Origin of the sequence: Streptomyces sp. RPT161, from assembly GCF_027533845.1 — a bacterium.
Lineage (GTDB): Bacteria > Actinomycetota > Actinomycetes > Streptomycetales > Streptomycetaceae > Streptantibioticus_A > Streptantibioticus_A silvisoli_A.
In genome coordinates, this window is the sequence record NZ_JAPZVN010000009.1 from 89,655 (window position 1) to 102,242 (window position 12,588).

At 70.8% G+C, this 12,588-nt stretch carries 8 protein-coding genes; 3 read left to right on the top strand and 5 right to left on the bottom strand.

Going from position 1 to position 12,588, the window contains the following annotated elements:
• Positions 1-50: 50 nt before the first annotated feature.
• The 5 genes from O5O46_RS19395 to O5O46_RS19415 all read right to left on the bottom strand — a co-directional run bounded on the left by O5O46_RS19395 (position 51) and on the right by O5O46_RS19415 (position 8,243).
• Positions 51-2,582 (bottom strand): acyl-CoA reductase, encoded by a 2,532-nt coding sequence (locus O5O46_RS19395; protein ID WP_269856757.1) that lies wholly within the window; start codon positions 2,580-2,582, stop codon positions 51-53.
• On the bottom strand, positions 2,579-3,751 hold the full coding sequence (locus O5O46_RS19400) for a LuxE/PaaK family acyltransferase (protein ID WP_269856758.1): 1,173 nt from the start codon (positions 3,749-3,751) through the stop codon (positions 2,579-2,581). The genes O5O46_RS19395 and O5O46_RS19400 overlap by 4 nt, the downstream gene beginning before the upstream one ends.
• Positions 3,748-4,902, bottom strand: a complete 1,155-nt coding sequence (locus O5O46_RS19405) for a GNAT family N-acetyltransferase (protein WP_269856759.1) — start codon at positions 4,900-4,902, stop codon at positions 3,748-3,750. Before O5O46_RS19405 ends, O5O46_RS19400 begins: the two co-directional genes overlap by 4 nt.
• Positions 4,903-5,207: 305 nt before the next feature.
• Positions 5,208-7,682 (bottom strand): SpoIIE family protein phosphatase, encoded by a 2,475-nt coding sequence (locus O5O46_RS19410; RefSeq protein ID WP_269856760.1) that lies wholly within the window; start codon positions 7,680-7,682, stop codon positions 5,208-5,210.
• 147 nt (positions 7,683-7,829) lie between these two features.
• Positions 7,830-8,243, bottom strand: a complete 414-nt coding sequence (locus O5O46_RS19415) for an organic hydroperoxide resistance protein (protein WP_269856761.1) — start codon at positions 8,241-8,243, stop codon at positions 7,830-7,832.
• A gap of 167 nt (positions 8,244-8,410) precedes the next feature.
• Here O5O46_RS19415 and O5O46_RS19420 point away from each other — a divergent pair, with 167 nt between their 5' ends.
• From O5O46_RS19420 to O5O46_RS19430, 3 genes are all read left to right on the top strand, one after another.
• Complete coding sequence (locus O5O46_RS19420) at positions 8,411-9,259, top strand: MIP/aquaporin family protein (protein ID WP_269856762.1); 849 nt, start codon at positions 8,411-8,413, stop codon at positions 9,257-9,259.
• A 28-nt stretch (positions 9,260-9,287) separates the two neighbouring features.
• On the top strand, positions 9,288-10,805 hold the full coding sequence (gene glpK, locus O5O46_RS19425; protein ID WP_269856763.1) for a glycerol kinase GlpK: 1,518 nt from the start codon (positions 9,288-9,290) through the stop codon (positions 10,803-10,805).
• Between the two features lie 246 nt (positions 10,806-11,051).
• Positions 11,052-12,587 (top strand): ATP-binding protein, encoded by a 1,536-nt coding sequence (locus O5O46_RS19430; RefSeq protein ID WP_269856764.1) that lies wholly within the window; start codon positions 11,052-11,054, stop codon positions 12,585-12,587.
• Position 12,588: the final 1 nt, after the last annotated feature.

Sequence of the window (12,588 nt, forward strand, 5' to 3'; positions counted from 1 at the left end):
AGTCCCGCCGCCGGGCCAAGGTCCGGCGGCGGGACTGTCCTCGCCGCGGGTCAGCTGTTGCGGGCCCGGCGGTCCACGACGGCCAGGAGCTTGCCGCTGGCGGCGGTCTGCTCGAAGCGGTCGGCGGGCGACCACTCCACGCGCAGCTCGACCATCCGGTCCCGGCGCACCGCGATGTCCAGCGCGGGGTACTCGTCGAGGAAGACCCGCACCGCGTCCTCCTCGGACCGGGTGGCCTCGCCCTCCAGTCGTACCGTCAGCCGCTCGTGGGCGTTCGCGTCCTCGTCCAGCAGGAGCTGCACGGCCCCGGTGTGGCCCAGCGCGTCCTCGGCGACGGCGGTGAACCGGCGGTAGTTGAGGAAGTGGCTGCCGCTGCGGAAGATGTCGCCGAACCGGCCCAGCAGCTCGAAGCGCGGTGTACGGCGGCCGCATTCGCAGTCGCCCGCGACCCAGCGGCCCAGGTCACCGATCTCGTAGCGGTCAAGTCGCTGGCCGCGCCGGGTGTGCGCGGTGAACACCAGTCGTCCGGTCTCACCGACCGGCGCGGGCCGGTCCTCGTCCAGCTCCAGGATCTCCAGGGTCTGCAGACCGCTGAACAGATGGTGCACCCGGGCCGATGAGGCACCGCACTGGTAGCCCAGCGGCCCGGCGTCGACGCTGCCGTAGGCCGCCGAGCGGATCAGCTCGACGCCGAACTCCTCGCGAAGCCAGGCCTGTTGGCTTTCGGGGAAGTGCTCACCGCCGTAGAAGATCTTGCGCACTCCGCGGTACTCGCGCAGTTCCTCCGCGCCCTCGGTGAACACCCGCAGCAGGTAGTTGGGCATGCCGAGGAGGGTGTCCACCCGGTGTTCGACGATGGAGCGGGCCACCTCGACATGGTCCTGCTGCGCGGCCATCGGGAACTGCACGGCGTTGAGGGTCTCCAGCACCGAGAAGAAGCTGGGGAAGCCGCCGTAGAGCAGGCCGCCGAAGAAGAGGTTCATGGCCCGGTCGGTGCGCGGCTCGAACCCGGCGGCCAGCAGGCCCTCCGCCCCGTGGCGCATGTGCTCGTGGTAGTCGTCCCAGGTGAAGGCGGACAGCTTGGGCGCGCCGGAGCTGCCGCCGCTGCGGAAGAACACCTCGGCCCGGCTCAGGTCGGTCTGCAGCTGCTCGAAGTCGGCCTTGGCGGTGATCGGCACGTCGGGTGCAGGCAGTTCGCGTGCGCCGACCAGGTCGTCCAGGCAGGCGTCGGTGGCGAACCTGGCGTCGAGTTGGACGTCCACCCGGCGGCTGTAGCGCTGGAGCGCGTAGACGCCGTCGTGCGGTTCGCCGTTGTAGCTGCCGAGCATTTCGCCGGGCACGGTTACCCGTTGGGCGCCGGCGGCCAGTACGGCGGCGGCCAGTTCGGCGGTGTCGCACCGGTCGGCGCCCAGGCCAACGGTCTGCAGGTAGCGGCGCATCGGGCGCAGCACTTCCTGGATCCGCTTGCGCGGCAGGGGCTTGACCCACACCGTGCGGTGCAGCGGGGACGCCCGCAGCGCGCTACGGGTGTCCGCCAGGACGTGCCAACTGCCGTCCGGCGCGGCGTGTACCCGGGTGAGGTCCAGGTGCTGCTCCAACTCGGCCACCAGGACGGTGTTGGTGATCTCCGCGCTCTCCAGCAGCTCCGGCTCGGCCGGGCTCAGGGTGCTGACGGCGTCGGCGAGTGCGGTGCTGAACCGCTCGGCGAAGGCGAAGACCTCTTCGGTGTCGTCGGTGTCCAGGTAGATGACCTGCGGGCTGGAACACGCCTGCTGGTTGAGGCGGCAGATGTCCGCGGCCACCGCGCGCAGCGTGTCGGGGGCGGACCAGGTGTCCGCGGTGAGGTAGGCGAAGGAGAGCTTCGGCCCCCAGTCGACCAGTCGGCAGCCGGGCCGTACCAGGGCGGCGACGCCCGCGATGGCCTCCTCCCCGCCCCAGGCGGCGACCGCGTCCGCGGCGGCGCACAGGCGTTCCAGCCAGCTGGTGCGGCTGGAGGGGAAGCCGAGCACGACCACCCGGCCGGCTATCTGCCCGGTGGGGTCGAGTTCGGCGAGGGTGGCCAGCAGTCCATGGGTGAAGCGCGAATCACCGCTGGTCTTGGCCACGTTGACGTTTCCGGCGAGCAGTCCCTCGACCACGCTGAGCGCTCCGGCGGCCGGCGCGTTGCCCGGGGTGATGTGCACCAGCAGGCCGACCGGCAGCCAGGCCTCGAACACCTCACGGCGCAGGTCGAAGCGGGCCAGCCGACCGGGGTCGATGCCGCCCAGCTCACGGGTCAGCTTGGTCTCCAGGGCCTCCCGGCCGAGGGCCGCGGCGATGTCGCGCAGGGTGCGCGCCGACTCGTCCTCGGGCACCTCGGCCTCGCGCAGCAGCGCGGCCAGCCGCTGGGTGTGGGGGTCGTCCGGGTCGGTGAGCGCGGCGGCGAGGCGGTCGCAGGCGGCCACCACGACCAGCGGGCTGAAGGGCTGGGCCAGTGCGCCGGGAACGTAGTCGTCCAGCGCGTCCAGTCGGCGCTGCGCCTCGGCGTCGTCGACCCACTCGCCCTGCCAGTAGTGTCCGTTGGGTACCCACTCGGCGGTCATGACTTCCCCTTGATCAGTTCGGCGGCGGCGATGGCACAGCTGCGGTTGCGGCTCAGCCCGGCCCGGCCGTGCACGGTGAACCAGGGCGTGGGCAGCCCGCAGCCGCACTCCTCGGGGCCGTGCTGCGTGACCAGGTCGCCCATCAGAACGGACTGCGCCGGGACCGAGGTGATGTACGGGGAGACGAACTGGGCGTATCCGGGCTCCCCGTAGGGCAGCGGCTCCAGTGTGCGCACCGAGCGGACCAACATCCTTGACCAGGTGGGCACATGGAGGCGGTGGCGCGGGCACTCCATGTACAGCACGGAGTGCTCGGCGGCGCCGAATCCGTCGCGGATGCGTTCGTCGGGGATGCCCAGCTGGTCGTGGATGCGCTGGTAGAGCTCGGGCTTGGCCACCTGCTTGTCGGCGTGGCCCTTCCAGCCGCCGCCGAAGACGACCAGCGACCGCGGGGACAGTTCCAGCGGCGGGATGCCCAGCTCGCGCATCCGGTCGAGGGTGAAGGAGAGGAAGGACGGGAACCCCAGGATGCGTACCGGCGCGCCCTCCTCGGCGTAGCGGATGAGCGCGCGGACACAGCCGAACGGGTCGAACTCATGGCCGTTGCCGGTGTGCTTGAGCGCGTACTCGACGGACCGTACCGGCGCGAAGTGGCACAGGTACTCGTCGGTGAACGAGCTGCCCAGGTTGAGCCCGGGACGCGGCTGGTAGTTGGAGAGCAGATAGTTGACCGGTTCGCTCTCCCCGATCCAGCCGTAGTGGTCGAAGACCCGGGCGACGATGCGCTGGCCGTTGCGCAGTGTCCAGTTGTCGAAGAACATCTGCGACTTCTGGCCGGTGGTGCCGGAGGAGGTGACGTGCAGTTTCACGTCGCCGGTGGGTATGGACACCACTTCGTGCGCCTTGAAGAAGTTGGCGTGCACGAACGGCAGTCGGTGCAGGTCGGCCACGTCCTCCAGCGGACGGTCCGCCGCGGCGCTGGCGGCCAGCATCCGGGCGAAGAACGGGGAGCGGGCGGCGTGCCAGGCGTTGGACTCGTTCATCGCCTGGGCGAACAGCCGGTCGTTGTCCGGGCCGACGACGTACGGCTCGGCGATGTCGCACAGCCGCTGTACGGCGGCGAGGGCGTCGGGATCGGGTACCGAGACCGGCCCCAGGTACTGGTTCACTGGAAAACCCCGCAGGTGTTGAGGTATTGCTGCTTCCACAGCTCGATGTACTGCTCGGTGAAGGGCTGGAACGCCATGTCGATGGCCAGGTCGTGGAAGTCCAGCGGCTGGAGGGTGCGGGCCATCACGACGTGGTCGCGGAACCATTCCCTCTCCCCGTGCGACTCCCGGCGCATCGCCGGATAGGCGGCTGCGGGCAGGAAGCCGTGGGCGAGCAACCGGCACAGTTCCTCGTAGCGGTCCAGCGGCACCAGGGTTTCGATGTAGGAGGCGCCGTAGCCGCCCAGCCGCTCGATGAGCGGTTGGAGGTCGTCGCCGACGGCCGCGAACCCGGGCGCGGTGCCGATGAGTGCGCAGTAGCCGTCGGAACGGCTGAGTTGGGCGTACAGCTCGTACGCCCCGTCGGTGGCGGTCAGCATGATGTTGGGCGCGTGGAAGGGGTAGAAGCGCCGTGCCGGGTCGGGCATGACCTCGTTGAAGCGGCGCAGCACGAACTCGGGCGCGTCCACGAGTTCGACATCGTGGTCCGCCGTACGGCCGCCGGGAACGCGGGGCGGCACCTCGTCGGTGATCTCGGTGTCGAGCGCGAACCCGGCGGAGCGCAACGCATGGACCAGACCGGCGAGTTGGGCGGGCACCCGGGGTACCGGGAGGCGTCGTTCCAGTACGCCTTCGCGGTGCCGGGCCAGCAGCACCATGGTCTCGTGGCGGGCGGCCTTGCGGAGGTTGGGGAAGATGCCCAGGGCGTGGAAGCCGCTGCGCAGGCAGATGCGTTGCGGCGCCGTGGAGTTGGTGCGCGCGGTGGCGTACACGGAGTCGGCGGGCTGGTCACCGCTGAGCAGGGTGTCGCTGAGCTGCTGGACCGCCTGCCGGGCGGCGCCCGAGCCGCGGGCGTCCGGGTGGACCACCAGGCCCTGGAGCTTTCCCAGGCCGTCCGACGGGTCGTGGTTGCCCACGATCGACCCCACCAACCGGCCGGTGCCCGGCTCGTCGGCGACGAGCCAGGTGGTCAGCGGTTCGCAGATCTCCCGGGCCATCACCTCCGGGTCGGTGCCGAGCGGCAGCGCGTAGTCGCGTCCGTAGACCTGCTGGTAGAGCCGGAGCAACCCGTCGATGTCTTCCAGAGTCGCGACGCGGAAATCGAGGGCCAAGGTACCTCCACACAGACATGGCACACCGGCGGATCAGCGCGGGTGTGCACGGGTGAAGCGGTTCCGCGGACGGTCACGGGGTGCCCGGTCGGGGCACCCGCGCCACAACGTCCCGAAAGTGGCGGAAGCGTAGGGAGAAGTCAGCTGTTGGCAGGATCTGCCGACGCATCACACACTAGCGCGTGATGTCCTAGGAAGATCGCATGGGGCACCACTGACCAGGCATTATGAAGGCGGTGTGCGACCAAGCTCACAGAATGGTCACATCCTGGAACTGACCGCGACAAGGGGGACTTTGACTTGTTCTAGGGGCAACTTGGGGTCTGGCCCGCCGGGTTGGTCCGGGAGCCGATCGGCAACGGCTGTTCGGCCCAGATGGTCTTGCCTTCTGGTGTGTAGCGGGTGCCCCAGCGTTGGGCGAACTGCGCCACCAGGAACAGGCCGCGGCCACCCTCGTCGTTGGAGCGGGCACGGCGCAGGTGCGGAGAGGTGTTGCTGCCGTCGGACACCTCACAGATCAGGTGTACGTCACGGATCAGCCGCAGGGCGATCGGCTCCGAGGCGTAGCGGATCGCGTTGGTGACCAGCTCGCTGACGATCAGTTCGGTGGTGAACGCCAGCTCGTCCAGGCCCCACCGCTCCAGTTGCTGCCCGGTGATGGTCCGGGCGTGCGCCACGGCGGTGGGTTCGCTGGTCAGGTCCCAGGTGGCGAAGCTGTCGGCGCTCAGCGCGTGCGGGCGGGCGACCAGGAAGGCGACGTCGTCGTGCGGGCGGTCCGGCAGCAGGGTGCGCACCATGTCGTCGCATATCTCCTCCAGCGGGCGGTCCGGATGGGCCAGGGCGAAGCACAGCCGCTCCAGACCGGTCTCCACATCACGGTCCGGGGAGGCGGTCACCAGACCGTCGGTGTAGAAGGCGAGCACACAGCCGTCGGGAATGGGGACCTCCGCGGCCTCGAAGGGCAGGCCACCAAGACCGAGCGGCGGTCCGGCCGGTATGTCGGGGAACTCGACCGCCCTGTCGAGGTGGGCGATGGCCGGGGGCGGATGGCCCGCGCGGGCGAAGGTGGCGGAGCGGGCGATGGGGTCGTACACGCCGTACAGGCAGGTGGCGCCGAGCACTCCGGTGCCGGGCCGGTCCGCCGTCTCCTCGTCGGCGGCCAGCCGCAGCACCAGGTCGTCGAGATGGGAGAGGAGTTCGTCGGGCGGCAGGTCGAGATCGGCCAGCGTGTGTACGGCGGTGCGCAGCCGACCCATGGTGGCCGCCGCATGCATGCCGTGGCCCACCACGTCGCCGACGACCAGTCCCACCCGGCTGCCGGACAGTGACAGCACGTCGAACCAGTCGCCGCCGACCCCGGCCTGGGTGTCGGCGGGCAGGTAGCGGTAGGCGGCCTCCACCGCGGTGTCCGCGGGCAGGTCCTGCGGGAGCAGACTGCGCTGCAGGGTCAGTGCGGCGCGGTGTTCGCGGGTGAAGCGCCGGGCGTTGTCGACGCACACGGCGGCGCGGGCGGCGAGCTCCTCCACCAGCAGCAGGTCGTCGGCGTCGAAGGACTCGGCGTTCCTCCAGCGCATCAGGGTGGCCACGCCCACGGTGATACCGCGGGCGCGCAGCGGGACCACCATGTGGGAGTGGACGCCCACCTCGTGCAGCTTCGCGGCGCGCGGCGGGTCATGGCGTAGCCAGGGCGTGGTCAGGTCCACCACGGCGTCCAGCACCGGCCGGCCGGTGGCCACGCAGCGGGCCTGCGGCGACACCGGTGGGTAGTTGGCGGGTTCACCGAGCGCCACCAGGACGTTCGGCGGGCCCGGCCGGATCGACCGGTGAGCGCTGCGGCGCAGGTCGGCGGTGTCCGACATGAGCAGCGGTTCCGGATCCTGCTCGCCGACCACGGAGGCCAGCAGGTCGACGGCGACGAAGTCGGCGACCGGCGGAACCAGCACCTCGGCCAGCTCCTGGACGGTGCGGTCCAGATCCAGGGTGCTGCCGATCAGGACGCTGGCCTCGTTCACCAGGGCCAGCCGCTGTCGGGCGCGGTGGTGGCTGGTGACGTCGAGCACCGCATGCCCGACGCCCACGGTGTGCCCGGCCGAGTCCTGCAGCCGGAAGGAGGAGCCGGATCGCACGTGCTGCCGGTGCGGATCGACCGCGGAGTCCACCTGTTCGACGGCGACCAGCGGCTCGCCGGTCTCCAGTACCTCCCGGGCCCGCGCCTCCGCCAGCGGCCCCGCGGCCCCGGGCATCGCGTCGCGCAGCCGACGGCCCAGCCGCAGCCGCGCGGGGACGCCGTCCATCCGCTCCAGCGCGGGGTTGATCATCAGGAACCGCAGTTGCGGGTCGACCACGGCCAGGCCGAACGGGGACTGCGTGAACAGCCCGCGCAGCACCGCCTGCTCGCGCTCCCAGGTCCGCATGGTGGCCAGGTCGGCGGCGACCACCAGCCAGCTCGCGCCCTTCCGGTCGGCGCCCAGCGGGCAGGCCTGCGCACCGACCTCCAGGCTGCTGCCGTCGCGGTGCCGTACCGTCAGCGCCGCCTGCCAGCCGCTGCCGGTGCGGTGCCTCAGCTTCAGCCCTTCGCCCGGGACGGCCAGCAGTTCCTTGGCCGGGTGGCCGATGACGTCCTGCTCCGGGTAGCCGAGTAGTTCCTGTGCGCCCCGGCTCCACCCCTGGATCAGGCCCTGCGGATCCACCACCAGGACGGCGGCATCGGTGACGTCGAACGGGCAGCGCCGAGTGTCGCTGCCGGACGCCTCCGGAGTGGTGATCGCCCCTGGCCGCACCAGTCAATTATCGCCCCTTCGGCGATCAACTGCATGGCACGGGCCGGGCCGCGGACGCCGCCCGGGGTGCGGGCGCGGGCGGGCGCGCCCCACTCCCCCGTCCGGCGAGGAGCGCGAGACCAACCCGTCACCGGGCGAGGTGAGTTGTCACTCCACGACCAGCTCGACCGGGATGTTGCCCCGGGTGGCCTTGGAGTACGGGCAGAAGGCGTGCGCCTTCTCCACCAGCTCGCGGCCCGCCGGGCCCTGGAGCGACTCGGGCAGCTCGACGCGGAGCGTGACCGCCAGCCCGAAACCGCCGTCAGTGTCCTTGCCGATGCCCACCTCGGCGGTGACCGAGGCGTCGCTGGTGTCGATCTTCGCCTCGCGGCCGACCGCCCCCAGGGCGCTGGCGAAGCAGGCCGCGTATCCGGCGGCGAACAACTGCTCGGGGTTGGTGCCGTTGCCGTTGCCGCCCAGCGCGGGCGGGAAGGCCAGCGGGAGGTCGAGCCTGCCGTCGGAGCTGACGGCGCGGCCCTCACGGCCGTTGGCGGTGGCGGCGGCGGTGTACAGCGCGTCCATGGGAAAGCCGTCCTTACGGTCGAGGCATTGTGTGCAACTAAGTTGTACACAACTAAAACGCATGGGTCAGCCCCCGTCAAGTCCGAGTGGCCGACTGCCGCCCGGTGCCGGAAGATGGTGCACGGTTCCCCGCGTGACGAAGCCGCAGCCGTAGGAGGCGGGCACCCATGAGTGGACCAACACCCAAACCGCGGCTTATCGGCGAACTCTCCGCGGAGTTCGCCGGAACGATGGTGCTGATCCTCTTCGGCTGCGGCGTGGTGGCGCAGGTGGTGGCGGGCGGCGCCCTGACCAACCCCAAGGGCGGTCTCGGCAACCACGACAGCATCTCCTGGGCCTGGGGCCTGGGTGTGACGTTCGGCGTCTACATGGCGGCACGCATCAGCGGCGCCCATCTCAACCCGGCGGTCACCCTCGCGCTGGCGGCGTTCAAGGGCTTCCCCTGGTCCAAGGTGCTGCCGTACACGGTCGCCCAGACGGCCGGGGCCTTCGTGGCGGCGCTCCTGGTGCGCTGGAACTACACCGAGGTGCTGGCAAGAGCCGACCCCAAACACACCACCGCGACCCAGATCGTCTTCTCCACCCTGCCCGGCAACGGCTCACTCACCGCGGGCGTCCACGAGTGGGGCGCGTTCCGCGACCAGGTCATCGGCTCCGCCCTGCTGGTGATGCTGATCCTCGCGGTCACCGACCTGCTGAACACGCCCCCCGGCGCGAACCTGGCACCGTTCGTCATCGGCCTGATCGTGGTGGCGATCGGCATGGCGTTCGGCGGCGACGCGGGCTACGCCATCAACCCGGCGCGTGACTTCGGACCCCGTCTCGCCAGCTTCCTCACCGGCTACCGGGGCGCCTGGCGCGACCAGTGGGGGAACTTCTACTTCTGGGTGCCGATCGTCGCGCCGCTGGTCGGCGGGCTGGTCGGCGCGGCCTTCTACAAGGCCTCCATCAGCCGCTACCTGCCGGTGGCCCAGCCCCAGGAGCCGGGCGAGATCCCAACGCCTCCCGGCAGCTGACCATCCACCGCACGAGAGGCGGCGAGCCATGGCGGACTTCGTCGGCGCGATCGACCAGGGGACCACCAGCAGCCGTTTCATGATCTTCGACCACGACGGCAACGAGGTGGCCAAGCACCAGTTGGAGCACACCCAGATCCTGCCGCGCCCCGGCTGGGTCGAGCACGACCCGGTGGAGATCTGGGAGCGCACCAACGTCGCCATCCAGACCGCCACCCGCACCGCCGGTATCTCCCCCACCGACCTGGCCGCCATCGGCATCACCAACCAGCGCGAGACCACCGTGGTGTGGGACCCGCGCACCGGCCAGCCGTACTGCAACGCCATCGTCTGGCAGGACACCCGCACCGACACCATCGCCTCGGCGCTGGAGCGGGACGGCCGCGGCGACCTGATCCGCCGCCGGGCCGGACTGCCGCCCGCCACCTACTTCTCCGGCGGCAAGGTGCAGTGGATCCTGGAGAACGTACCGGGGGTGCGCGAGGCCGCCGGGCAAGGCCGCGCACTGTTCGGCACCACCGACTGCTGGGTGCTGTGGAACCTCACCGGCGGACCCAACGGCGGCATCCACGCGACCGACGTCACCAACGCCAGCCGCACCATGCTGATGGACCTGGAAACCCTCGACTGGGACGAGGAGTTGCTCGGCCTGTTCGGCATACCCCGCGCCATGCTGCCGAAGATCAACCCCTCGTCCGATCCCGAGGCGTACGGCCAGGCGCGTACCACCAGGCCGCTGCGCACCGCGGTGCCGATCACCGGGGTGCTGGGCGACCAACAGGCCGCCACCGTGGGACAGGTGTGCTTCGCGCCCGGCGAGGCGAAGAACACCTATGGCACCGGCAACTTCCTGCTGCTCAACACCGGTACCGAGCCGGTGCGTTCGGAGCACGGCCTGATCACCACCGTCTGCTACCGGTTCGGCGACTCACCCGCGGTCTACGCGCTGGAAGGCTCGATCGCGGTGACCGGATCGGCGGTGCAGTGGTTGCGCGACCAGATGCGCGTTATCCGGGACGCCGCCGAGAGCGAGACGCTCGCCCGTACCGTCGAGGACAGCGGCGGCATCTACTTCGTACCCGCGTTCTCCGGGCTGTTCGCACCGTACTGGCGTTCCGACGCACGCGGCGCGATCGTCGGACTGGCCCGCTACCACACCAACGGGCATCTGGCCCGGGCCACCCTGGAAGCCATCTGCTACCAGAGCCGCGATGTGGTCGAGGCGATGTTCCAGGACTCCGGGGTCCACCTGGACGTGCTCAAGGTGGACGGCGGCGTCACCGCCAACGACCTGTGCATGCAGACCCAGGCCGACATCCTCGGCGTACCGGTCAGCCGCCCGGTGGTCGCCGAGACCACCGCGCTCGGCGCCGCCTACGCGGCCGGCCTGGCCACCGGCTTCTGGCGTGACACCGACGAACTGCGCGCACACTGGCACGAGTCCAAGCGCTGGCGCCCGCAGTGGAGCGAGCAGCGACGCACCGAGGGGTACGAAGGCTGGCAGAAGGCCGTACAGCGCACCCTCGACTGGGTCCAGGTCTCCTGAGCGCACACCGGTGGCGTGGCCCCGGTGCCGCCCCGAGAGGCAGCAGCATACAGAAATCTCAGGCGCCAACTGGCAGTTGCCGCAAAGAGAATGATTATGCGTCAGGCACAGGCGGAGCATGACTATGCTGCTTTGCGGCTCAGCGTGTTGCAGCAGTTACGCCAAGTCAGCCCTGTGTGCTGGGTTGCCGCTGATGCCGTATCCGCTTGTTCGTATTCCAAGTCTGCTGACGGTTTGAGGATGCTGATGGTTCCTGCTGGATCGTCATCCGGAGTCCCCCGGCCTGCCTCGGTTGTACCGTGGTTACTGCCCGCCGCCGGGACCGCTTTGTGCGCGACCGTCGCCGCCGCGGTCGCATCCGCGTCGGCGCGCGGGCTCGTCGCCTGGTGCGGTGTCGTAGCCACGGCGGCGGTGGCCCTGGTCGCCGCGGAGGCGGCGCGCCGGGGACGCATGGTCGCGGTGCTACGGGACCGGCTCGCCGAGCAGGAAGCGACCCTCAACGCCCGGCTCGCCCAACAGCGCGCCGACACCCTGTGGTTGGCGGACGTACTGCTCCCCGAGGCGGTGGGCCGCATCCAGCGGGGCGAGTTCCCCGAGGACGTGATCAGGGCGGTCGCCGCCAACCAGCAGGGACGCGGCGACCCGGAGTCCAACGCCGTCAACCTGAAGGTGGTGCGTACCGTCCTGGAGGCGGTCTCCGCCGAGGAGGACATGCGTGACTCCGCGCAGCGCGCCTTCGTCAACATCGCCCGACGCGTGCAGGCAATCGTCCACCAACAGGCCCGCGGCCTGAGGGAGATGGAGGACCGGCACGGCAACGACCCGGAAGTCTTCGGCGACCTGCTGCGATTGGACCACGGCACGGCGCTGATCGGCCGCCTCGCCGACAGCATCGCGGTACTCGGCGGTGCCCGGCCGGGCAGGCAGTGGAGCAAGGCGGTACCGCTGTTCAGCTGCCTGCGCGGTGCGATGTCGCGGATCCTGGACTACCAGCGGGTGGAACTCCACTCGGTCTCGGAGATCGCCATCGTCGGCCCCACGGTCGAACCGCTGATCCACGCGCTGTCCGAACTGCTGGACAACGCGACCCGCTACTCGCCGCCGGAGACCAAGGTGCATCTGACCGCGGTCGAGGTGCAGGCGGGCATCGCGGTGGAGATCGAGGACGGCGGGGTGAGCCTCAGCGAGGAGGCCCGGGCCCGCGCCGAACGGATGCTCGCGCAGGCACAGGCCGGCATCGACCTCAACGACCTTGGCGAGACACCCCGACTCGGTCTGGCGGTGGTGGGACGGCTGTCCCAGGCCTACGGCTTCCAGGTCTCGCTGCGCCCCTCGGCGTACGGCGGGGTACGGGCGGTACTGATCGTCCCCCAGGAACACCTGACCACGGCCGCCGCGCACGGCAGGGCACACGGCATCGGCGCGGTCTCCGTCACCCGGCAGGACGCCTCGGCGCCCAAGATCTCGATCCCGCGGCCGATCACCGGCCTCAGCCCACGCCGCGCCATGCCCCCCAGCACCATGGACGACGACGTGCCGGTGGTGACCGAGCGCACCGCCAACGGGCTGCCGCAGCGCCGCCGCCGCGCCCCCGTCCCGCCGCCCCGAACGCGTTCCGTGTCGGCCCCCGCCGCCACGAACCCCGCCGCCGACACCTCGGACCAGGGCAAGGAGCCCCCCGGTATGTGGTTGGCCGCCTTCCAGAGCGCGGTGTCAGGCGATCCGCCAGCCAGCGCTCCAGTCCACGACAACAGTGACGAGTCATTGGATAAGGGTGAGTAGC